This is a genomic window from Corynebacterium sp. MSK150 (genome assembly GCF_030229215.1).
Lineage (GTDB): Bacteria > Actinomycetota > Actinomycetes > Mycobacteriales > Mycobacteriaceae > Corynebacterium.
This window is the reverse complement of sequence record NZ_JASPHM010000008.1, coordinates 84,132-106,888: the sequence shown is the minus strand read 5'-3', so window position 1 is coordinate 106,888 and position 22,757 is coordinate 84,132. Positions and strand designations below refer to the sequence as shown.

Sequence of the window (22,757 nt, the reverse complement as noted above, 5' to 3'; positions counted from 1 at the left end):
GCCCTTAATCTTACCTTTTAAGCAGGGTGCTGGCTAGATACTGTTCTCCCTAGCCACCCGGGTAGTCAGCCGGTAGCGGTCGGTGCGGTAGACGGAGGAACACCACTCCACCGGCCTATCGCCCGAGCGGGAGTAGCGCACGATGTGCAGAAGTGGCGTGCCCAGGGGGACGTCGAGAAGCGGAGCAGTGTCCGCATCGGCTGAAATCGCCGAGACCGTTTGATCCGCATCGGTGATAGGGACGTCAAAGACGGAGTCGAGAATGGCGTAGACCGAATTGTAGGTGTCATTTTCTAGGAGGCTGGGCGCATACGTGGAGTTATACCAGCCGTCATCAATGGAGTAGGGCTCGCCATCGCCCAAGCGCAGGCGGCGCAGGTGAATATGTTCGGTCTGGGCGGGCGTATCAAAAAAGAGGGCGGCATCCTCCGGGGCGCTGCTGCGGCCGCTGGTAAGGATTTTGGAGGAGGCGGTGACGTCTTGTGCGCCCATCTCATCCGAGAATGAGGCTAGGTGGAGACGGGAGACAAGGGGATTGGGCGCTACGAAGGTGCCCTTTCCGCGGACGCGCCGCAATTTTCCGGCCGCGACAAGATCTCCGATGGCGCGGCGTACCGTGATCCGTGACACGCCATAGGTTTCTTCAAGAAGCCTCTCGCCGGGCAGGATATCGCCGGGTTTGAGGGTCGTGCGGCACAATTCTTCGAGGATATCGTGCAATTGGGTGTGTTTTGGAACGGAACCGTCCGTAATTGTGCGGGCGGGGAGCTGAACGGCGGACATAAAGCCATCATAATTCGCTGGTTATTACCACCGCAAGATGTTGCCAATACGCTAAACTTACATTCGTGATTGATCTCAAGCTACTCCGCGAAAACCCCGACGTTGTCCGTGCTTCCCAGGTGAACCGAGGTGAGGATCCCTCCCTCGTAGACCAGCTCTTGGAAGCTGATGAGCAGCGCCGCGCTGCTATCCAAAAGGCCGACGAACTGCGCTCTGAACAGAAGGCTTTTGGCAAGAAGATTGGTCAAGCCTCCCCAGAGGAGCGTCCGGCACTGCTGGAGGGCTCCAATGAGCTGAAGGCCAAGGTCAAGGAGGCGGAAGAGGCACAGTCTGCCGCTGAGGCCAAGGTGGAAGAGCTGCAGTACAAGCTCGATAATGTGGTCGAAGGTGCCCCGGCCGGCGGCGAAGATGACTTCGTAGTGGTAGAAGAAGTAGGCCAGATTCCTGAGTTCGACTTCGAGCCAAAGGACCACCTTGAGTTGGGCGAGTCCCTCGGCCTCATTGACGTCAAGCGCGGCGCTAAGGTAGGCGGCGCTCGTTTTTACTACCTCACCGGCGATGGTGCCTTCCTGCAGCTGGGAATGCTGATGCTCGCGGCGCAGAAGGCACGCGAAGCTGGCTTCAAGCTGATGATCCCGCCAGTCCTGGTTCGCCCAGACATTATGTCCGGCACCGGTTTCTTGGGCCAGCACTCCGATGAGGTTTATTACCTGCCGGCCGATGATATGTACCTCGTCGGTACCTCTGAGGTGGCCCTTGCCGGTTACCACAAGGATGAGATCATCGACCTCTCCAACGGCCCGCTGCAATACGCCGGCTGGTCCTCTTGCTTCCGCCGTGAGGCTGGCTCCCACGGTAAGGACACTCGCGGCATCCTGCGCGTCCACCAATTCGACAAGCTGGAGATGTTTGTCTACTGCAAGCCGGAGGACGCGGAAGAAATGCACCAGCGCCTTCTGTCCATGGAAAAGGACATGCTTGCAGCCATGGAACTGCCCTACCGCACCATTGATATTGCCGGTGGCGACCTCGGTTCTTCGGCGGCCCGCAAGTTCGACAATGAGGCTTGGGTTCCTACCCAAGGCACCTACCGTGAGCTCACCTCCACCTCGAACTGCACCACCTTCCAGGCTCGCCGCCTGTCCACCCGCTACCGCGACGAGAACGGCAAAACCCAGACCGCAGCTACCCTGAACGGCACCCTGGCGACTACCCGCTGGCTCGTTGCCATTCTGGAAAACCACCAGCAGGCCGACGGCTCCGTCGTTGTCCCTGAGGCCCTGCGCCCCTTCGTGGGCAAGGATGTCCTGACCCCGCAGTAAGTCCGCCGTCGTCCTGGAGAGTTATGAACGCTGCGACGAATTTCCTGTACCGCCAGATCACCCACATCGGCAGGGGGGTGACTCTGGCACAGGGATTAAAAATGCGCCTTTCGGGGGAAGAAAATATCCCCGATCAGGGCGGCGCGGTGTTGGTCTGCAACCACACCGGTTACATGGACTTCCTTTTCGGCGCCTTTTTGGCCTATCGCAAGAAGCGTCTCGTACGCTTCCTGGCTAAAGCTGGAATCTTTAAAGCCCCGGTGGCAGGTCCGTTGTTGAAGGCCATGCACCACGTGCCAGTTGACCGTATCGATGGCAGCGCCTCCTTCCGCCAAGCGGTACAGCTGGCTAAGGACGGCGAACTCGTGGGCGTGTTTTCTGAAGGAACAATTTCCCGCAGCTTTGAAATCCGCAGCATGAAAAGTGGCGCCTCCCGTATTGCCTATGAGGCGGGGGTGCCGGTAATCCCACAGGTCATTTTTGGTTCGCAGCGCCTGTGGACCAAGGGGCACAAAAAGAACCTGGGGCGGACCAAGACCCCTGTCTTTATTACCGCCCTCGAACCGTACTATCCCACCGGCGATGCGGAGGCTGATACCGCGGAGATTCGACGCCGTATGCAAGAGGCGTTGGAAGGACTATGGGAGCAGTACGAAGCCGAATTTGGGCCCATGCCTGCCGGTGAATACTGGGTGCCCGCCCGTAAGGGTGGAGGGGCTCCTACCCTTGAAGAGGCAGAAGCCCGCGATGCTGAAGTAGAAACAGAACGCCACCGCGTACGCCGACTGCGCGACGATCTAGTGGGCCTCAAAGAACGCGTCTCCGTTACTACGGTTGACTTGGTGCGCAACCACATGGCCGCCGCCAAGGGAAAAGACGGGGAGGAGCCAAAGAATAAGGCGCGTACCGCTCCGGAGACCCTGGAGTGGATCAAGAACAACCTCAACGCCGTAGTAGAAGAGGCAACCCGCGGCTTGGATGAAGGTCGCGATAAGGTCGCGGATGTCATGGCGCAGCTGAAGTCGGAGGTCGCGCAAACCCAAGCGTCCATCGCGGCCAGCAGCAAGGAGATATGGGCCGGTTCCGTAGCAGAGCAAGGCCTTTTGGCGGCAGCTACCCAATCCCGGCTTATCGTCTCGCGCTTGCCGCACCGCGTGAAGGCGCAATTCTCTTCCATACCCCGCGTGGTGGTGGCGCAGAGCAGCGCGCTGAATTGGGAAGATGGCGCGCTGACTCCGCGATTGCACAAGGCTTTGGCAGATATCTACCCGGCAGCCGAAGTCCTGATTGTGATATCACCCGCCGGTGAGGTGGAAGTTCCGCAAGCCGTGTGGAGCGTTGTCCTTGATGAGGGTGCTGTGCAGCCGCGTCTCGATACCGATGCATTGTCCGTCACTGCCGCGACCGCGGTACAAGGCGTGGAGCGCATCCTCGAGGATCTGAAAGCTAAGCCGGAAGAAGTTTTGGTCTTTGCTAACGAGCAAGGGGATGAGGATTTCCTCGACTGGATGTCGGTAGTGGCTTTGGAAACTGCCCCTATTGAGGTGGTTAAGGGTGCCCAGGCGGTCACTTATTCTGCCGAGAAAGCCGGAATGTCCGAAGTGCTTGAAGCAATGGCGCGGTTAGCGCAGAAATAGCGCGGGCTTTCCGTCCGCTTTACACCCCCGTGAGGGGGTGTTTTTTCTTTTTGAATGTCTAAGTATTTTAGGAAAACTGACTGCTTACGGGCCTGAAACTTACGTGTGAGTAACCACATGTGTAACTCACGTCCGTGACCCCTAACATAGATTTCAGGAGATAAAGTCTCTGCAGTCGCGGTGCGAATCTTTCCACCGAAACCACAATTTAACTGCTTTTAGCTGTGCTTTTGCCATCTCATTCATGGATTTATGGCGCAGGCACATGCTAGCACCAAGGAAGGAGATGCGGTCAGCAATGACCCAGCAAAGCAACCAATCCTTTAACCCCGAATACTTTGAAAATCTATGGAATGGGTACGCGGATGAGGAATACGACGTAGTCATCATCGGTGGCGGTTCCGTAGGCGCCGGTGCGGCAGCGGACGCCGCTACCCGTGGCCTCAAGACCGCCGTCATTGAGGCGCGCGATTTCGCCGCAGGTACCTCTTCCCGTTCTTCCAAGATGTTCCACGGTGGCCTGCGCTACCTGGCCATGTTTGACTTCCGCTTGGTGGCAGAGTCCCTCAAGGAGCGCGAGCTGAACATGTCCACCCTGGCACCCCACCTGGTGAAGCCGCTGAAGTTTATCTTCCCGCTGACCCACCACGTATGGGAGCGCGTGATGATGTTCGGTGGCTTTACTCTTTATGACCTCATGGGTGGCTCGAAGAGCGTCCCAATGCAGAAGCACCTCACCCGCAAGGGCGTGCTGAAGGTGACCCCGGGTCTGAAGGACGATGCCATTGTGGGCGGCGTGCGCTACTACGACACGTTGGTTGATGACGCCCGCCACACCATGACCGTGCTGCGTACCGCCGCCGAGTATGGCGCCGATGTACGTACCAATACCGAGGTCATTGGCTTTGACAAGGACCGCGGCGGCCGCATCGTAGGTGCCAAGGTACGCGATACCGCCACCGGCCGCGAGACCACCGTGCGCGGCAAGGTCTTTATCAACGCCACCGGTGTGTGGAATGACAAGATTCAAGAGATGGCCGGCGTGGAGGGCAAGTTCACCGTTCACGCCTCTAAGGGCGTGCACATCGTCGTGCCGAAGGATGCGCTCGATGCAGAGGCAGCCCTGTGCTTCGTCACCGAAAAGTCCGTTCTCTTCGTTATCCCGTGGGGCGAGTACTGGATTATCGGTACCACCGATACCGATTGGGAAAAGGGCCTCTCCTTGCCAGATCCGGCACCAACCAAGTCCGATATTGACTACATCTTGGATCAGGTTAACCAGCGCGTGCGCCGCAAGATCACCCGCGATGACATCGTGGGCGTCTACTCCGGTCTGCGCCCGCTGTTGTCCGGCAAGTCCGATTCCACCACCAACCTTTCCCGTAACCACGCGGTTGCACGCGTGGCCCCAGGCATGGTTTCTGTTGCCGGCGGTAAGTACACCACGTACCGCGTCATCGGTAAGGATGCCGTGGACCTGGCAGTGGAGGAGCTGGATACCAAGGTCCCGGAGTCTATCACCGAGCAAACCCCGATCCTGGGCGCCGCCGGCTACCACGCCTTGGCCAACCAGGTCCCATCCTTGGCTCGTCGCTACAACCTGAGCGAGAAGTTCATTGAGCACCTGCTCGGCCGCTATGGCTCCCTGCTGGGTGAGGTTTTGGCACCGGCAGCTGAGGACGCCTCCTTGCTCGAGCCAGTTCCTGGTGCCGAGTCCTACCTGTGGGCCGAGGTCCGCTACGCCGTCACCCACGAGGGTGCATTGCACTTGGAAGACATCCTGTCCCGCCGCCTGCGCATCGCCATCGAGTACGGCGACCGCGGTGTGAACGCTGCCCCGGCTGTTGCTGATTTTGTAGCACCGCTGCTGGGCTGGAGCGACGCCGACAAGGAGCGCGAGGTATCCCAATTCAAGGCCCACACGCAGGCCGAACTTGAAGCAGAAGCTGCGGTAACTGACCGTGAGGCCAATGACATTTTGGTACGCGCAGGATCCGCCCGACCCACCCAAAACGAGGTATAAGTTATGACCGGATTTGATGCATTCCTGTGGGAGTTTATTGGCACTGCGTTGCTGCTCCTTCTAGGTAACGGCGTATGTGCGCTGGTAAACCTGCGCACCTCTGGCGCACGCGGCTCCGATTGGATAGTTATTGCCCTGGGCTGGGGTATGGCGGTTTTCGTCGGCGCGAGCGTGGCCGATCCCACGGGCGGGCACCTTAACCCCGCCGTCACCGTAATGTTGGCCGTCAATGGCTCGCTCGAGTGGTCCCTGGTTCCGTACTACTTCCTGGGCCAGATCCTCGGCGCTATCCTCGGCGCCATCCTGGCATGGGCTGCCTTCAAGCAGCTTTTCGACGCCAATAATTACGACGACGCCGGAAATGTCACCGGCGCCAATAAGGACACGAACGGTATCTTTTTTACCAAGCCGGCACATCCTAAGAACGGCTGGAATGCGGTAACGGAGTTCATCGCCACCTGCGTGCTGTTGATGTTCATCGCCTTCGGCCCCACCGGCGGCGAGCTTGGCCCAATGAGCTACTTTGCTGTTGCTTTCGTTGTGGTGGCGGTTGGCCTTTCCCTTGGTACCCCTACGGGTTATGCCATCAATCCGGTCCGTGACCTGGGCCCGCGAATTGCTTATGCATTCATCTTGCCCATCCAGGACAAGGGCAGCGCGAACTGGGGCTATGCTTGGGTCCCCATCGTGGCCCCATTGGTCGCGGCCGTAGCCGTTGGCCTGTTGTCCGTTGCGCTCTAATTCCATCTTCGCATAGGAGACTAGACACATGACTAACAAGAAATACGTCGCCGCTATCGACCAGGGAACCACGTCGACGCGCTGCATCATCTTTGACCACAACGGCGAGCAGGTTGCCGTTGGCCAGCTCGAGCACGAGCAGATATTCCCGGAAAAGGGCTGGGTAGAACATGATCCGGAGGAAATCTGGAGCAATACCCGTCGCGCCGTCGGTGAAGCGCTTGCAAACGGCGATATCACCGTGGAAGACATTGACTCGGTAGGTATCACCAACCAGCGTGAGACCACCGTGGTGTGGGATAAGCACACCGGTAAGCCGGTCTACAACGCCATTGTCTGGCAAGATACCCGTACCACCGCCATCTGTAAGGAACTCTCGGGCGAGGAAGGGCCAGAAAAGTGGCGCCGTCGCACCGGTCTGATTATCAACTCCTACCCGGCGGGACCGAAGGTGAAGTGGATCCTCGATAACGTCGAAGGTGCCCGCGAGCGTGCCGAGGCAGGCGATTTGCTTTTCGGCACCATTGATAGCTGGCTGCTGTGGAACCTCACCGGCGGCGCCGAGGGCGATGCCGGCCGTGAAGCGCTGCACGCCACCGACGTCACCAACGCCTCCCGCACCTTGCTTATGGACATCGAAAAGCTGGAGTGGGATGAGGAACTGTGCAAGGAAATGGGCATCCCGATGTCCATGCTGCCGGAGATTCGCCCGTCCCTGGGCGATTTCCGTACCGTGCGTGAGCGCGGTTCGCTCTCCGGCGTGCCTATCCGCGCCATCCTGGGTGACCAGCAGTCCGCGATGTTCGGCCAGGGTTGCTTCCGCGCAGGTTCCGCAAAGAATACCTACGGAACCGGCCTGTTCCTCCTGCTGAATACGGGTACTACCCCGAAGTTCTCCGAGAACGGCCTGCTGACCACCGTCTGCTTCCAGCGCGAGGGCGAGCGCCCCGTGTATGCCCTCGAGGGTTCTGTATCCATGGGCGGTTCCCTGGTGCAGTGGCTGCGCGATAACCTGCAGATCATCCCCAACGCTGCGTCCATCGAAAACCTCGCGCGCGAGGTTAAGGACAATGGCGGCGTTTATATCGTGCCGGCCTTCTCCGGACTCTTCGCTCCGTACTGGCGCCCGGATGCCCGCGGCGTCATCGTGGGCCTGACCCGCTTTGCTAACCGCAAGCACTTGGCTCGCGCCGTGCTCGAATCCACCGCGTACCAGACGCGCGATGTTGCCGACGCGATGGTGGCGGATTCCGGCGTGGAGATTACCGAGCTGCGCGTGGATGGTGGCATGACCATGAATGAACTGCTGATGCAGTTCCAGTCCGATATCCTCGGCGTGGAAGTACACCGCCCGAAGAATATCGAGACCACCGCCACCGGTGCTGCCTTCGCGGCAGGCCTGGATCATGGCTTCTGGGATGACCTCAGCGTCTTGGGCAGCCAGGCCGGAGACATGAAGGTATTCAAGCCGAAGCGCGACAAGGAAGAGGTAGAAGGGCTCTACCGCGACTGGAAGCGCGCTATTAAGCGCTCCCTGGAGTGGGAGGATAACGAGGACGAGGACCTGAACTTCTAAGTCCTGACGTAAACTCGCGGGTATGGAGAATTTCCCAGCCCGCGCGCCTCGCCTCATCGCGAGCGATATTGACGGCACCCTGCTGGACCGCAACCACCGCGTCCCGCGTCGCAACCGTGACGCCGTGGCGCGGGCAGTCCAACAGGGTGCCTATTTTGCGCTTTCTACCGGCCGTCCGTTTCGCTGGATAGCCCCGGTGCTGGAACAGCTGCCCGTGCGGCCGGTATGCGTGACCTCGAATGGTGCTGTGTTGTATGACTCCGCAGAGGATCGGGTGATGTCCGCCCATGAGCTTTCGCCCGCCGCGTTGGCGGAAGTGGTGGACGTGGCCCAGACCGTACTGGGCACCGTGGGCTTTGGCGCGGAGCGGGCTGGGGGCTCGCTTGCCGACGCCGTCGAGGACCTCTTCGTAGTCGAGCGCCACTACTCCGAAAACGCCCTGTTTGAAGGCTTTGGCGTGGTCAGCATGGGTGAGCTAGTGGGGCAGCCGGCGGTGAAGTTCCTCATCCGCAACACGGACTACTCCGCCCCAGAGCTCTATGAGCTCATTGCGCCGCACATCGATCCGGAGCTTGCGCACCTGACTTATTCCATGCAGGAAGGCATTTTGGAGGTCGCCGCGCCCAATGTGACCAAGCGCCGCGGGGTGGAATGGCTGGCGCAGCATACCGGCGTCGCCCAGCAAGAGACTATTGCCTTTGGGGATATGCCCAACGATATCGAGATGCTGACGTGGGCCGGCTGCGGAGTGGCCATGGAAAACGCCCACCCGGAGGTTAAGGCGGCCGCGGATGCGGTCACCGTGGCTAACCACCAGGCGGGCGTCGCTAAGGTGCTAGAGCGCTGGTTCTAGTCGGTGAAGATGTCTACCTTTTCCGTTTCGGTGTTGTAGACAATCTCGCCACCCTGGAACTTCACACGGATTTCCTTGCCATTCTTTTCCTCGTTGGAGGTCGGCAGGCCGAGCTTGGAGGCATTATCGCCCTCGGACCACTTCTTGGCAATCTTACCCGTGAGCGCTTTGGTGCCGGACTCCTTGGAGGAGAGCACCACGCCATTCTGGAAGAGCTGGTAGAGGATCTTGCCGCCGTCGGTAGTATCCGGGCCGCCGACTGCCAAGCCTAGGACTGGGCCGAAAGCGTTGAGAACGGAGGTCCACGATTCCTTCAGGCCTTCGTTGCTGGAGACCTGGACAACCTTATTGACAATCTCCGGGATATCGCCGGTGGTCAGGTTGCCCGCCACCTTCTGGTCGGTGTCTGGCTTTTCTACGCGCTCGTTGGCGATGAGCACGCCGAAGACGGCAGCAGCGATGCCGGCCAAGGCGGAGATTGTGGAGACTGGGACCTCGACGTCGCCCAGCGAGGACGTGATTTCTTCGCCCACCTGCTGCGGGGTATTGGGGATATCCTGCGGGGTCTTGGGGGTATTGGGCTGTGGAGACTCTTGCCAGTTCAGGTCCGTGCTGTTCTTGCCGGACTTGATGGCGTCCGCCTTGCGCTTGGTGTTCTTACGGATTTCATCCCAATGGCGCGTGGTGTACTGACCAGGGCAGGCCGTGTAGTGGAAGTCATTGTGGCCCGCGAACGCCGGCACGGTGGCCATGGTTCCTGCAGAGAACTTGGAGCCGTTGAATCCGCCGGAGTACAAGCTGGCCTTGCCCATTGGATCGATGCCAGAAATAGCGGCCTTCCAGCCAGCAATCTCGGCCACGGAGTTGAGCATCTCACGGGAAGGCTCAGCCTGCTCGTAGTTGCCAATCATGGAAATGCCCCAGTTATTGGAGTTGAAGCCACCCACGTGGGCACCTTGTACGGCCTTGTCCAAGCCGCCGTAGCGGCCTTCGTAGATGGTGCCGAACTTATCCACCAGCACGTTGTATCCGATATCGCACCAGCCCAGGTTTTGCGCGTGGTACTCGTAGGCACCGCGTACCTGTGCCGCTGCCTGTGCGCGGGTGTAGTTATTGGTACCCGCGGTGTGGTGCAGGGTCATGGCCTTAATGCCATCGTCGTAGGTGGGCTGCTGGCAGCGCTTAGATTCGTCTGCGCCCCAGCCGGCGCGGGTGACCACCTTGGGCATGCCCGCGGTTTCTGCGGTGGGCTCGATGGCTTCGCCTTCCTGGGCGTTACCGTCGATAAACACGGCGTCGAGATCCGCAACCTGGGTGCGCTCATCGGCCACGGGGGAGATATCGCCGACGTTGTACGCAAGCGGCGCGGGGCGATTGGCATCAGCGCCCTTGGCGGCCTTGTCCAGGAGGGAGTCTTCCTTCTTATCCAGGTTGGAACCGGTCACGAGGTCAACATTGGCCATAGAGACCTGCACATCGTTGGTATCGCCCACGAAGATGAGCTCGGTGCCGTTCTTGCCCTCGGTGTAATTCATTGCATCCATGGGCAGCCATTCGCTCCAGGAACCGTCCTGCTGCTTGGAGCGGACGAAGGAGTTGATATCTCGCTTGCCCTCCCAGGTGACGGCGAACATGTTGAAGGTTTCGTCGCGGTGGAACTGCTTGACCGCGCGGCGGCTTTCGCCGTCGCCCTGAGCGGCTACGGCTGGGTCATCAACGACGATGGATTCGCCGTCACTGAAGCTAGAGGAGGAATTTTTGACCTCAATGGGGGCGCCGTTGCCGGAGTCTTGGGTCTTGAGAACTTGCTGTCCGCCGAATGCGGCCGTTACGGCGAGCGCGATGGAGGTGACCGCCGCGATGACGGGGGTGGACCACTTTGACCTGGTGGGTACTAGTCGACGTCGTTGTTGCACTGTTATCTCCCTAGGGTTGTGCAGCTGTAAAAACGGTTGCCAAAAGTTAAGAGTTGATAGTGATGGTACGTTTGTGACTTCTGTGAAATCTGTTGCGACACGCCGATGCGCCGTGTCAGCTGCCGTAGTGCAATAAAGTGGAGGCCATGACTTCTTATGACCTCATCGTTGTTGGCTCTGGATTTTTTGGCCTAACGGTTGCCGAGCGCGCCGCTAGCCAGCTGGATAAGAAGGTGCTCATTGTGGAGCGCCGCAATCACCTCGGCGGCAATGCCTACTCCGAGGCCGAACCCACCACCGGAATCGAGGTGCACAAGTACGGTGCGCACCTCTTCCACACCTCCAATAAGCGCGTGTGGGATTACTGCAATAAGTTCACCGATTTTACCGACTACCAGCACCGCGTGTTTGCCATGCACGATGGCACCGCCTACCAATTCCCGATGGGCCTGGGTCTTATCAATCAGTTCTTCGGCCGCTACTACTCCCCAGATGAGGCCCGCCAGCTCATTAAGGACCAGGCCGGCGAATTCTCCCCGGAAGAGGCGCAAAACCTGGAGGAGAAGGCCATCTCGCTCATCGGTCGCCCGCTGTATGAGGCCTTCATCCGCGATTACACCGCAAAGCAGTGGCAGACCGATCCGAAGGAGCTGCCGGCCGCGAATATCACCCGCCTGCCGGTGCGCTATACCTTCAATAACCGCTACTTCAACGACACCTATGAGGGCCTGCCGGTCGACGGCTACGCGGCATGGCTAGAAAACATGGCCGATCATGACAATATCGAGGTCCGCCTCGATACCGACTGGTTTGAAGTGCGCGAAGAGCTGCGCGCCGAGTCCCCAGATGCGCCCGTGGTCTACACCGGCCCACTGGATCGCTACTTTGATTTTGCCGAGGGCGAGCTGGGTTGGCGCACCCTCGACTTTGACTTGGAGGTGCTGGATACCGGCGACTTCCAGGGCACCCCGGTGATGAACTACAACGATGCGGACGTGGACTATACCCGCATCCACGAATTCCGCCACTTCCACCCGGAGCGCAAGGATAAGTACCCGAAGGATAAAACGGTCATCATGAAGGAGTATTCGCGCTTCGCCGACAAAGGCGATGAGCCGTACTATCCAATCAATACCCCAGAGGACCGTACCAAGCTGGAGGCCTACCGTAAGCTCGCCGCCCAGGAGTCGAAGGATAATAAGGTTCTCTTCGGCGGCCGCCTGGGCACCTACCAGTACCTCGACATGCACATGGCCATTGCCTCCGCGCTGAGCATGTTCGACAACAAGCTGGCTCCGTTCTGGAACGAGGGTAAGGCGCTTGAGCAGGAGCGCGGCCACTAAGCCGAACTCCGTCAACAGAACACTTAACACTCAACACACCACCCAACACACCACACTATGGAGTGTTGGGTGGTGTGTTGTATGTAGTGTTGTGTAGTGTCGCGCAGACCGGGAAAATATGATTGACCTGCGAAATCATCCCGTACTGTGAGAATTTCGGACAAGGAACGCGCATGAACACTACACAACACCCCACAGTGTGTGTAGTGTTGTGTGTAGTGTTTGAGGGTGTTCAGGAGCGTTGAGCGCTGATAGGGGGTGAGTGATTGTGGTCTGGGACGATGACCAGGCGGAAATCGCCGAGATCATTGGAAGCCTGCGATCTCAGGACACCGATACGCGCGCCGTTGAGGTCAAGGCAGCTGTGGGAGGTTTTCCCAAGAAGCTCGTTCGCTCTATCTCTGCATTTGCTAACGGGACCGGTGGAATCATCATCTTGGGGCTGGATGAAGACAACGGGTTCGTTACGGTACCAGGCTTTGATGCTACTGCCATGGCGGATGCCCTGGCTGGCGCATGCGCAGACCTCGTAACCCCGTCGGTTCGCGCCCAGATCGACATTGTTGAGTGGGAGGGCGCGAGCATTGTCGTTGGCACCATTCCCGAATGTGCTCCTTTTGAGAAGCCTTGCTGGGTCGTTTCCCAGTCGAAGTATCACGGCAGCTATATCCGGGTCCATGATGGGGACCGCGTACTAAAGCCATACGAGATTGACCGGCTGGAGGAAAACAAGACCCAGCCGGAATGGGATCTGGAGCCGGTTCCGGCTGCTGACATCGACGATCTGGATCCTGACATTGTGGCCGAGATCTTGGCCCGCGAGCGCTCCATCCATGAACGCATTTTTGGACGGTTGAGCGATGAAGAGGCGATGTTAGCGCTCCACCTGATTACCCGGAACGACAACGGAAAACTAGTGCCAACTCTGGGCGGGCTCATGGCAGCGGGCACTTACCCGCAACAGTTTTTCCCGCGGCTCAACGTGACCTTTGCAGCATATCCCGGCACCGATAAAGCGGCCGGGTTGGGCAAGCAGCGCTTCCTCGACAACGAAAGTCTGGTGGGGCCCATTCCGGTGCTGGTCGCGGATGCCGTGCGGGCAGTCCGACGCAATATGCGCGTCGGAGGCGTAATCGCGGGAGTCTTCCGTAAGGACTTGCCGGACTATCCTCCGGAGGCCGTGCGTGAGGCAGTCGCTAATGCGCTTATGCACCGTGACTATTCGCCGCAGGCGCGGGGCACGCAGGTACAAGTGAACCTGTATGTCGACCGGCTGGAGATCCTCAACCCCGGTGGTCTTTATGGAACGGTCACCGTTGATCGATTGGGCACTGCGGGTATGTCTAGCGCGCGCAATCAGCATTTGTCTGCGCTGCTGGAGGTGACTCCTGCCGGTGACGGAGATGGGTACGTTGCGGAAAATCGTGGTACCGGATATATCGAGATTCTCGACCAACTGGAACAGCAGCTGCTGCCGCCGCCGGTACCACGGGATTCATTGACCGAATTTGAACTCACCTTTGCGCGGCGAAATCCGACTACCCCGGAGCGCACCGCGGCGTCGGGCGGCGGAACCCGTGGGCGCGTGCTCGACTATCTTCGCGAACACAGGACAGCGTCCAGCCGCGAATTGGCAGGGGCTGCAGGGCTGTCCCTCAACGGAGTGCGCAGGATCATCAACGAACTTGTTGAGGAAGGCGTCATCGTGCGCACTGAGCCGCTGAAGAGCCCGAAGCAGCGCTATCGGCTGCAGGGCTAACCACGGTGTTCAACGTCACCTTGTTCGCGCGCCGCCGCTGAATACCTTGGCGCGAATTTCTCCATCTGTTCAAGCACGAGCTTGATGGCCTCCGGCGCCTTGTCCGGTGGATATTTGTAGTCGCGTAGCAACCTGCGGACCGAGCGGCGTAGTTTCGCGCGTACGTCATCGCGTACTGTCCAGTCGGTCTTTGCATCGCGACGCAGCATGGAAACGAGCTGGCGTGCGATTTCAGCAAGAACTTCGTCGTCCATGAGCTCGGTTGCGGATTCGTTTGTCGACACTGCGTCGAAGAAGGTGAGCTCGTCATTGCCTAGTGGCGGGGTGAATTGTTCACCGCGCTTGCTTTCCTTGACAATCTCCTTGGACAGGCGGATGAGTTCGGCGATGATTTCAGCGGCCGTGAGCTGCTGATTGGTGTACCGATTCATCAGCTCGGTGATCCGCTCGGAGAACTGCTTGGAGCGCAGCTCGTTGTTTCCTGTGGCGGTGCGGGCTTCCTGCTGGAGCTGGCGGCGCAACGCATCGATGAGCAACGAGACCTCAGAGGGGGATTGTTTGTCCTTGAACAGGTCGACGGTGAGATCCTGCAAGTTCGGAATCTCAATCCCGGCCTGGCGGTAGATGTCGATGACACCGGTGGCCTCAGCCGAATCAACGACCAGCTTGCCTAGGGCGTTGCGGATGGAGTCGCTAATCGGCTCGCCATTGGCCACGCGGTCGCCCGCATCGAGCTTGATGAGCCAGTTCTTGACCTCGGAGTAGAACCGCACGCTGTCGCGGTACTCCTCGGCGTCGGGGCTGCCCGAAGCTAGTGCCCAGGCACGCGCGAGCCTTCCAGCCTGACGTTTGAACTCATCAGCGACGGGACGCGCGTTTGGCTTCTCGGGGTCGTAGTTGCCTTCGGTCTTCGGATTGCGCAGGAAGCCCGTGACATCGAGCAAGGCACGGCGAAGGTTGGCGTCATCGATGAAAGCGGTGTTCTTCCATTCGATTCCCACAATGTCGTCGAGACGAGCCAGGAATCCCTTCGCCAGAGTTACTGCCTCCTCAACGTCCTGGCCTGTGACCTTGGTTCCGTCGTCGGAAGGGTTAAGGGTGAACTCCGCAAGAGCTTTTTCCAGGTTCTCCACCAATGGTGCGTAGGCCACGAGGAGACCGTCTTGCTTATCGCGGAACGTGCGGTTGACGCGGGCGAGGGTCTGCATGAGTAGCGCGCTCTTGAGCGAGCGGTCAATGTAGAGCGTGTGCAGGGGCGGCGCATCGAAACCGGTGAGCATCATGGACTGAACGATGGCGATTTCCAGCTCGTCGTCGACGTCCTTGATGCGGTTCTTCACGGCCTTGAGCGCGCTCGGGCGGCGCATATGGACCTTGAGCTCATCCGGATCGGACGGCGCGGCAGAGTAGATGACCTTGATTTTTCCCTTGTCATCGGCATCCGAGTGCCACTCAGGGCGCAGCGCCACGATCTTGGAGTAGAGGCGTGCCGCAATGGAACGTGTGGCGGTCACGATCATGGCTTTGCCCGGTGCACCGATGAATTCCTGCATGTTCTCGCGGCGGTCTTCCCAATGACGGACGAAGTCCGCAGCCAGTTCATCCAAGCGGTCGTCGGAACCATAGATGATCTCCAACGCGGCGACGGAGCGCTGAATCCGGTCGCGCTCCACCTCGTCGAGACCCGTGAGCACTTCCTCAGCGGTGTCATCAATCTCGTCATCGGTAATCCCAGCAATGCGCTTGAGTGGGATGAGGCGCGGTTCGAAATACACGGGAACGACGGCACCGTCCTCGACGGCGCGGTTCATGTCGTAGATGTCGACGTCATCACCGAAGACCTTGCGCGTATCGCGGTCCCATTCCTTGAGCGGGGTGCCGGTAAACGCCAACATGGTGGCATTCGGCAGCGCATTACGCAGGTGCTGTGCGTAACCATCGGCGGCGGTATCGCCAAAGCCATAGTGGGAGCGGTGTGCCTCATCAACGATGACCACAATGTTGCTGCGGTCAGAGAGCAAAGGGTGCTCCTTTTCGCGGAGCTCGCCCTTTCCATTCAAGCCAAACTTCTGGAGCGTGGAGAAGTAGATGCCGCCGGAGGTCTTCTGTGAGAGCAGCTCACGCAACTCAGCACGCGACTCGATATTGCGCGGTGCCTCCGGCAGGATGGTGGACCGGTTGAAGGTCTCGAAGAGCTGCTCATCGAGCTCCGTGCGGTCATTGAGCACAATGACGGTCGGGCTGTGCATCTCGGGCCGACGCATAATCTTGGCGGTGTAGAGCTCCATCTCCATGGACTTGCCCGCACCCGTCGTGTGCCAGATGACGCCAGCGCGCTTGTCGCCGCGCGCCGCCGTGATCGTGGAACCCACAGCCTTGGTCACCGCGAAGTACTGGTGCGGCTTCGCTATGCGCATGACTAGCCCCTCGGCCGTGTCATCGAACGCCGTGAAGTCGCTGTAGAGCTGTCCAAAACGCTCCACATTAAACAGACCATCAAGCAACAGGTCCAGCTGTGTGACCGGCTCGCCGGCCACAACCATGTTGTTGGGGTCTACCGGGCTGCCGTCCTCATTCACATTCCACGGCGCAAAGTGGTTCCACGGAGTAAACGGCGTACCGTACTTCGCGCTGAGGTCATCCGAAGGAATCACAATATTGGCAAAGCGGAAGGCCATGCCGAATTCCTTGACGTACGTCTGCAGCTGGTTGTATGCGCCCTCGACGGAGGTATTCGCGCCCGTCTTCTTCAGCTCAATGAACGCCAGCGGCATGCCGTTGACGTAACAGACCACATCGAATCGACGCTCTCCATCAAGGTTCGCAACGGTGACCTGGTTGAGTGACAAGTAGTCGTTCTTGTGCGGCTGGGAGGACAGGAAATAGATGGTCGGGTTCTGCACGTTGCCCTCGTGGTCGATGTACTCGATACCGCGGTAGCCCTCCACTAGAATCTGGTGAATGCGCCGGTTCTCCGCAATCGCGGACTGTGACTTCGGCGTGATGACCTCACCAATCGCCTGGTCGAGGTACTCCTCCGGTACGCCCGGGTTGAGGTTGCGCACGGCATTGCGCAGACGCCCGCGCAGCACGATGTCATTCCACGTGTCGCGCTCGCCGGAGCCCGGCGCAAAGTCTGGGCCATGCCCAGACACCCACTCCAGGTCAGCCAGGTTGTCCTGGACGATGAGTTCGAGGGATTCTTCGCTCAGCATGAGCTTCTCCTTAGGGGTTGTAGAGGTAGGGGTGCTTAGCTTTCCCACGCCGCCGTGCCCGCAACGTTCGCAACCTCCTCCGCCTCACCGACCGTAATGCGGCCGCTCATGAGGAGAGGAAGGAGCTCGTCGCGGGTGCGGGCGAGTTGTAAATTCTGGATCTCAAGGCTTGTGGCAAGTCTCCAAAGTGAATTTCCGAGTTGATTCGTTTCTTCCGACATCTGGGCGGGGACTTCGACTTCCTGGTCTAAATCGCCACGCTTAATATGCCCCATCGTTGTGGCCTTACCAGCGGCAATCATTTGGAAATATTCGAGCTGAGCATCGATTGCTTGACGGAGAGCCCATAAATCCAGTTGTCCATTGGGAACCACTTTGAAGATGTGTTGATTGACAATTGCCTGGTCAAAGGGCCAACGCTTGGTCATGAGGGTTCCCGACCAAGAAAATAGAAGTTCGCCGGGATCGACGACGTTGTCTGGTGCCGCATCGATGTCGTTGTAGACGGTTCGACTTCCAATTCCGGAATTCATTTCTGCAATGCGGACGACAACTCGGCCTGTTCCAGAGGCTCCCTTCGTAAAAGCGCGACCATTGATAAATGACGCTAATGAGCTTAAGGAAGCAGAGACGTTGCTAAGAGAAAGTTCTTTTTGCCAAAGGGCTCTTAGGATTTCATCGATTTTTGAAATTGACGTTTGGTTTGCGGCAAGCTTATCGTCAAGAGCTCCAAGCAAATGAGCGATTTTTAGCTGTTCTTGCCGGTTTGGCAAACGGACGGTCTCGCGGTCGAGAAACTGTTCGAATTGAAAGTTTGCAATGCCGGTGGATCGGTTTTGGTAATTCCACGTTTGTCCTTTGGCATACATATTCTGGAGCCAGTAATAAACAAAGTGGGGTACCGCTTTTTCTGTGTCAATTACGAGACGTCGGCAGAAGCTAGCAGGAATTAGGGGACTATCTGCATCGTTAACCATCTTTTGCGTAATAAAGATCGTTCTACCGGTTGGGCGAGCCTTTGTACCGCCTGAAACCTCAAGGACAATATCGCCTGGATTCAGAACTCGGTTTGGGATTCTAGAGGATTTTTCGAATCTGATTGGAGCCGAAGAAATATCTTGGAAAGCCGCAGCCGGGAAATCTGCGCCCCGAATGACCGTAACTTCGTTTGTGTCGTCCTGAAGTTCTTCTGCTCCCCAGCCACCGCCGATTGCGAACTTGGTCAGCTCGCGCATGGTCAAGATATTCATTACTTCAACCTCCCCAGCTGTTCGCGCACAGCCTTGTCCAAGCGGGCGGCGTCGTCAAGCGCGGCGGTGAGTTCGCCGGTGAGTCGGGCAATCTTCTCGTCGATGGGCTCGTCGTCTTCTTCGGCCTCGGCGAAGCCGACGTAGCGGCCAGGAGTCATCGCGAAGTCGGCGTCGCGGATGTCATCGAGGGAGGCGGACTTGCAGAAGCCGGCGATGTCCTCGTAGGCCTCGCCCTTTGGTGCGGAGGTGCGGCCGCGCCACAAGCGGTAGGTGTTCGCAATCTTTTGGATGTCTTCGTCGCTGAAGGTGCGCTCCGTGCGGTCAATCATGTGGCCGAGCTCGCGGGCATCAATGAAGAGCACCTGGTTCGTGCGGTCGATGGTGCCCTTGGAGCCAGCCTTCTTGTCCTTGGCGAAGAACCAGACGCAGACCGGAATCTGCGTGCCGCGGAAGAGCTGCGCAGGAAGTGCGATGACGCAGGAAACGATGTCATCTTCCACCATGGCCTTGCGAATATCGCCTTCTCCGGAGGAGTTCGACGTCATCGTGCCATTGGCCATGACGACGCCGGCCTCGCCCTGAGAAGTGAGCTTGGAGATGATGTGCTGCATCCACGCGAAGTTTGCATTGCGCTTGGGCGGGACGCCGTACTTCCAGCGCGTGTCTTCCTCGTTTCGCGACCAATCCTTGATGTTGAACGGTGGGTTGGCCATGACGTAGTCCATCTGCTTGCCCGGATGGATGTCGCGGGCGAAGGTGTCGGCCCACCGCTCGCCGAGGCCAGCGGAGCTAATAGCGTGGATGGCCAGGTTCATCTTGGCCATGCGCCAGGTGCGCTCATTGAGCTCCTGACCGTAGATGGCCAGAGCAGTGCGGTCCTTCTCCGTGGTTTCGAGGAACTTCTCTGCCTGAACGAACATGCCGCCTGAGCCACAGCACGGGTCGTAAACGCGACCCTGGGTCGGCTCCAGGATTTCCACGAGAGTGCGGACGACGGGGCGCGGGGTGTAGAACTCGCCGCCACGCTTGCCCTCAGCGCGAGCGAACTTCTCCAGGAAGTATTCATAGACCTCACCCAGCAAATCGCGGGCGCGCTCGGGACCCTCCGCGGTAAAGCGCGTGGTGCTGAACAAGTCGATGAGTTCGCCCAAACGGCGCTGATCAACGCTCTCTGAGGCGAAGTTGGTGGGCAGGGTACCTAATAGCGACTCATTGTCCAGCATGAGCTGCTTCATCGCGTTATCGATGAGCTTGCCGATGGACTGGTACTCCTGGCCGGCGTCGGCCGTCTTTCCCTTCGAGTTGTCACGCAGGAAGGTCCAGCGAGCGATGGGGTCGACCCAGAAAACGTTCTTCTCACGGTAAGCGTCGATATCCTCCAGGTCTTCCTGGATGTACTCTTCGCTATCGCCGCGCTCCTCGCCTTCGGCACGTAGTTCTGCGCGCCGGGCATCGAAAGCATCAGTGACGTACTTGAGGAATACCAGTCCCAAGACGATGTCCTTGTACTGGGATGCGTCCATGGAACCGCGCAGCTTGTCTGCTGCCTTCCATAAGGTGTCCTTGAGCTCTTTGAGGGTGGTGGCGGAGGCAGACTCTACGTTCTGCTCATCCTTGACTGAGTTAGTCATTTTTCTCCTTACATATAACGGTGTTTGTGTGTTTGAATGTTGAACTCTGTTATTAGCCTGGCGGGGATTGCACACGAGATTCAGCGATGGTGACAGCACCGGTACCTATCGACATGACGAGGCCGTGCTCAAGTTCATCGAGGCTATGTAACTGTTCTAAGAGCTGCTGGCGTCGTGCGCGGAGCTGGTGTTCCACCGAGCCGAGGTGCTTCGCATTCCCACGTGGAAAGACGGGGAAGTACACCGATCCCAACTCGGAGGAGACAGCTTCGTTAATAGCCTTCTCTACGAGGTAGGGAATGCAGACCTGTTCCAAGGGAGTGTGGCTGCGTCCACGGAAGGTACGGCATCGTAGTGCTTGCGCCGGTGCAGTGACTAGTTTGCCGCCTTCCTCATCGATGAACGCGCGTGGTCTTGGGCTCTTGATGAAGACCACGTCCCCTGGTTCTGTGAGGGTGCCGCGCGGTGCAATGTCTTCCAGCCGGAGACGATCGATGCACCGTGCGCCCTGTGGAATTCTCCCCAGAATTTCGGGTTCACCGATGAGTTCCAGTTTTGCTACTGCTTCAGGGGCGAGATCACGTTCGGCAATGCGGGAGCCGCTGAGTTTCTGCAGTACCCCAGTGCGAGCGTTGGTCGCGGCCTTCCACGGTAGGTACTCAAGGCGCGTTGCCCCCGATTCAGCGCGCATACCAATCTTTGGCTGCGCGTCCTCCAACCCTACTGAACTGATGTCTAATCCTGCTTGAAGTGCGGTGTGCATGAGATCGGCGGCGGAGGATGTCGACGTAGAAGAAAAGACCGAGTCATCGAGAGAATGAGTACGACTGCGCCAGGCATCAGCTGCGCGAAGAATACGACCGCGGACAAAGGTGTGCTTGCGCGCTTCATCCGGTGTGGCGAGCATGGTTGCCCAGTCTGAGACGAGACCGGGTGTCTTAAGGTCCGGCACGTCAGCGATAACGGCAGCAGCATCGGCAGGGTTGCCTATGGCCTTGCGATTAGGGCGCTTGAGAATCCATAGTGCGCCCTGCTTCTGTCCGCGGTACGGAAAAATGCCTCGGGGCAGCCGTGCGCTGTAACGCAGCGGTGCAATTGCGCCGGTTTCGGTCGGTGCGAGGAAACGCCGTCGGACGACCTGCGCTAAAGAGTCCTCGATAAGCATGTCCGCGGTGGAAATGCAGAACATTGCGCCGTGCTCGTCCAAGTTGTCGAGCAAGTCTTGGAGGTGCTCGAAGTATTCGGGCGCATTCTTGAGAAGGGAAGGAGCAGCGTGGACGATAAGAGAATTCGCTGGGATCTCCTCGCTAGCGTCGATGAATTCCACGTTTCGGCACGCTAGTTCGGCCCAATAGAGAGAACCTGGTGCGCAGTCCTTTCGATATCCGATGTTGAGCGCCAGAGTTTCTTCGAGTTCCCGGGCGAGTCCAGTGACGAAACCTAGGCTGTATTCATCAGTAGGGATGATAGGTGGAGTTGGGTTCTCTAACGTGAGGGCTTCCGATACTGCTTGCATAGCGCGGGAAGTAAATCGGGAAGAGAGTGTTATTTGACGCTGAGCACTGAGGTCATCTGCAAGACGGGCGAGCGCGGCCGCGGCTCCGAAAGCTGCCTCGGCTACCTGGTCTGCTGCTTGCGCGATGTCAGCTTCAGGGTCATCAGAAGGAATGTTGTCTGCTGCGCGCTGGTACGCCGCGGTAAGAGAGTCGATTACTGCAGCAGAGGGCGAAAAATCCTGAGGGGAGAGAGCCGTGTTGCAGTCCAAAAGACCCAAGGCCGCGCGTGCCGGATTGCGGAGCAGCATTCGGTAGAGCGAAGAATAGAAGAGGGCATCTTCAACGGCTGTGTCGCGGTGGCCGAGCTTAGTTGCTCGCAGCCAGTCTTGAACTTCGGTGATGGCGTAGTAGGGGTGGCCATCATGTTCTCCGTAAGGGGAGGGGAAGGGCGCGATGGATTCGGAGTTAAAGCGCTGAATCCACTCGTTGACCGCGGGGCGCGTAACGCCGGTCAGCCGGGCGACATCGGCGAGTGTCAGTGTTGCGGTCACTTGAGGCCTCCTTTCATAGGGGAGTGATGGGGAATAAGGGTGAGCGGTCATCGCTGATTGCTCTGCCCAATACGTTAAACGAACTCGAGTGAAGTGCCCAGATTTTAGTCTGTTAATCGTCCTGAAGGTGGCTTAAGGCTGGTTAATTCAAACTAAAAGAGTGTCGCCCGAGAGTGGTTTAGTTTTCGTGGGGATCGGGCTTCAAAAGCGCATGACTTGCTGACGTGTTCGGTCAGATCCGGTGCTAAAGCGGGGGATTGATGTGCACTTTGTGGCCGATTTCCTGCTTGTAAACGTGTTGGCTCGGGCTGTCTGTCGATGTCGACATGTGCATGGTTATCGTCTCCGCGCTGAGCATGTTCGACATCAAGCTGGCTCCGTTCTGGAACGAGGGCAAGGCCATTGAGCAGGAGCGTGGCCGCTAAGCGCTATGCTTGATTACCTCTGAGGAAAGGAGGTGACGGCATGGCTGACCGCCGCATGTGGAAAATGTCGCCGGAGCGGTTGCAGGAGCATCTGAAATTGCGTAGCCGCGCATCGCGCATTCCCGATAAAAAGAAAGAACAGTCCAAGAAGGCCTGCCGGAACTCCCGGCGGGCCTTTCCGCTTTTCAGTGCAGAAAACTATTGGGTTATTCCCAACCGTTTGACTTAACCCAACG

General features: G+C 58.6%; 15 protein-coding genes. 9 read left to right on the top strand and 6 right to left on the bottom strand.

What is annotated here, in order from left to right:
- Nucleotides 1-33 precede the first annotated feature (33 nt).
- A complete protein-coding gene (locus tag QP941_RS06655; RefSeq protein ID WP_284814985.1) occupies nt 34-783 on the bottom strand; it encodes a GntR family transcriptional regulator in 750 nt (249 codons plus the stop codon).
- A 65-nt stretch (nt 784-848) separates the two neighbouring features.
- Here QP941_RS06655 and serS point away from each other — a divergent pair, with 65 nt between their 5' ends.
- From serS to QP941_RS06625, 6 genes are all read left to right on the top strand, one after another.
- Entirely contained in the window at nt 849-2,105 is a 1,257-nt protein-coding gene (gene serS / locus QP941_RS06650; protein WP_049359893.1) for a serine--tRNA ligase, read from the top strand.
- 23 nt (nt 2,106-2,128) lie between these two features.
- Nucleotides 2,129-3,742: a lysophospholipid acyltransferase family protein gene (locus QP941_RS06645; RefSeq protein WP_284868457.1), complete on the top strand. Its 1,614-nt coding sequence runs from the start codon at nt 2,129-2,131 to the stop codon at nt 3,740-3,742.
- 298 nt (nt 3,743-4,040) lie between these two features.
- Nucleotides 4,041-5,765 (top strand): glycerol-3-phosphate dehydrogenase/oxidase, encoded by a 1,725-nt coding sequence (locus tag QP941_RS06640; protein WP_284868456.1) that lies wholly within the window; start codon nt 4,041-4,043, stop codon nt 5,763-5,765.
- A 3-nt stretch (nt 5,766-5,768) separates the two neighbouring features.
- Nucleotides 5,769-6,506 (top strand): MIP/aquaporin family protein, encoded by a 738-nt coding sequence (locus QP941_RS06635; RefSeq protein WP_005325393.1) that lies wholly within the window; start codon nt 5,769-5,771, stop codon nt 6,504-6,506.
- 28 nt (nt 6,507-6,534) lie between these two features.
- Nucleotides 6,535-8,082, top strand: a complete 1,548-nt coding sequence (glpK, locus tag QP941_RS06630) for a glycerol kinase GlpK (RefSeq protein ID WP_284766607.1) — start codon at nt 6,535-6,537, stop codon at nt 8,080-8,082.
- Nucleotides 8,083-8,104: 22 nt separating this feature from the next.
- Nucleotides 8,105-8,935 (top strand): HAD family hydrolase, encoded by an 831-nt coding sequence (locus QP941_RS06625; RefSeq protein ID WP_284868455.1) that lies wholly within the window; start codon nt 8,105-8,107, stop codon nt 8,933-8,935.
- Here QP941_RS06625 and QP941_RS06620 read toward each other — a convergent pair.
- Nucleotides 8,932-10,851: an N-acetylmuramoyl-L-alanine amidase gene (locus QP941_RS06620; RefSeq protein WP_284868454.1), complete on the bottom strand. Its 1,920-nt coding sequence runs from the start codon at nt 10,849-10,851 to the stop codon at nt 8,932-8,934. The genes QP941_RS06625 and QP941_RS06620 overlap by 4 nt on opposite strands.
- Nucleotides 10,852-10,997: 146 nt before the next feature.
- Between QP941_RS06620 and glf the strand changes: the two genes are divergently transcribed.
- Nucleotides 10,998-12,194 (top strand): UDP-galactopyranose mutase, encoded by a 1,197-nt coding sequence (gene glf, locus QP941_RS06615; protein WP_225746292.1) that lies wholly within the window; start codon nt 10,998-11,000, stop codon nt 12,192-12,194.
- Between the two features lie 262 nt (nt 12,195-12,456).
- Nucleotides 12,457-13,953, top strand: coding sequence for an ATP-binding protein (locus QP941_RS06610; RefSeq protein ID WP_225746293.1), 1,497 nt, complete (start codon nt 12,457-12,459; stop codon nt 13,951-13,953).
- Here QP941_RS06610 and QP941_RS06605 read toward each other — a convergent pair.
- Genes QP941_RS06605 through QP941_RS06590 form a run of 4 tightly spaced genes read right to left on the bottom strand, consistent with a single transcriptional unit; the run spans nt 13,950 to nt 22,096 of the window.
- Nucleotides 13,950-17,168, bottom strand: coding sequence for a type I restriction endonuclease subunit R (locus QP941_RS06605; protein WP_284868453.1), 3,219 nt, complete (start codon nt 17,166-17,168; stop codon nt 13,950-13,952). The two genes, QP941_RS06610 and QP941_RS06605, sit on opposite strands and share 4 nt — an antisense overlap.
- Before the next feature lie 35 nt (nt 17,169-17,203).
- On the bottom strand, nt 17,204-18,418 hold the full coding sequence (locus QP941_RS06600; protein WP_225746295.1) for a restriction endonuclease subunit S: 1,215 nt from the start codon (nt 18,416-18,418) through the stop codon (nt 17,204-17,206).
- Nucleotides 18,418-20,049: a class I SAM-dependent DNA methyltransferase gene (locus QP941_RS06595; RefSeq protein ID WP_284868452.1), complete on the bottom strand. Its 1,632-nt coding sequence runs from the start codon at nt 20,047-20,049 to the stop codon at nt 18,418-18,420. The genes QP941_RS06600 and QP941_RS06595 overlap by 1 nt, the downstream gene beginning before the upstream one ends.
- Nucleotides 20,050-20,101: 52 nt before the next feature.
- Nucleotides 20,102-22,096: a helix-turn-helix transcriptional regulator gene (locus QP941_RS06590; RefSeq protein WP_284868451.1), complete on the bottom strand. Its 1,995-nt coding sequence runs from the start codon at nt 22,094-22,096 to the stop codon at nt 20,102-20,104.
- Between the two features lie 465 nt (nt 22,097-22,561).
- On the opposite strand from QP941_RS06590, the gene QP941_RS06585 reads away from it, so the two are divergent.
- Nucleotides 22,562-22,750, top strand: a complete 189-nt coding sequence (locus tag QP941_RS06585; protein WP_284868450.1) for a DEAD/DEAH box helicase — start codon at nt 22,562-22,564, stop codon at nt 22,748-22,750.
- Nucleotides 22,751-22,757: the final 7 nt, after the last annotated feature.

Coding starts and splice junctions, on each gene's coding strand:
- QP941_RS06595 (WP_284868452.1), bottom strand. CDS start 20,049: ATGACTAACTCAGTCAAGGATGAGCAGAACGTAGAGTCTGCCTCCGCC.
- QP941_RS06640 (WP_284868456.1), top strand. CDS start 4,041: ATGACCCAGCAAAGCAACCAATCCTTTAACCCCGAATACTTTGAAAAT.
- QP941_RS06605 (WP_284868453.1), bottom strand. CDS start 17,168: ATGCTGAGCGAAGAATCCCTCGAACTCATCGTCCAGGACAACCTGGCT.
- QP941_RS06645 (WP_284868457.1), top strand. CDS start 2,129: ATGAACGCTGCGACGAATTTCCTGTACCGCCAGATCACCCACATCGGC.
- QP941_RS06635 (WP_005325393.1), top strand. CDS start 5,769: ATGACCGGATTTGATGCATTCCTGTGGGAGTTTATTGGCACTGCGTTG.
- glpK (WP_284766607.1), top strand. CDS start 6,535: ATGACTAACAAGAAATACGTCGCCGCTATCGACCAGGGAACCACGTCG.
- QP941_RS06655 (WP_284814985.1), bottom strand. CDS start 783: ATGTCCGCCGTTCAGCTCCCCGCCCGCACAATTACGGACGGTTCCGTT.
- QP941_RS06585 (WP_284868450.1), top strand. CDS start 22,562: ATGGCTGACCGCCGCATGTGGAAAATGTCGCCGGAGCGGTTGCAGGAG.
- QP941_RS06600 (WP_225746295.1), bottom strand. CDS start 18,418: ATGAATATCTTGACCATGCGCGAGCTGACCAAGTTCGCAATCGGCGGT.
- QP941_RS06625 (WP_284868455.1), top strand. CDS start 8,105: ATGGAGAATTTCCCAGCCCGCGCGCCTCGCCTCATCGCGAGCGATATT.
- glf (WP_225746292.1), top strand. CDS start 10,998: ATGACTTCTTATGACCTCATCGTTGTTGGCTCTGGATTTTTTGGCCTA.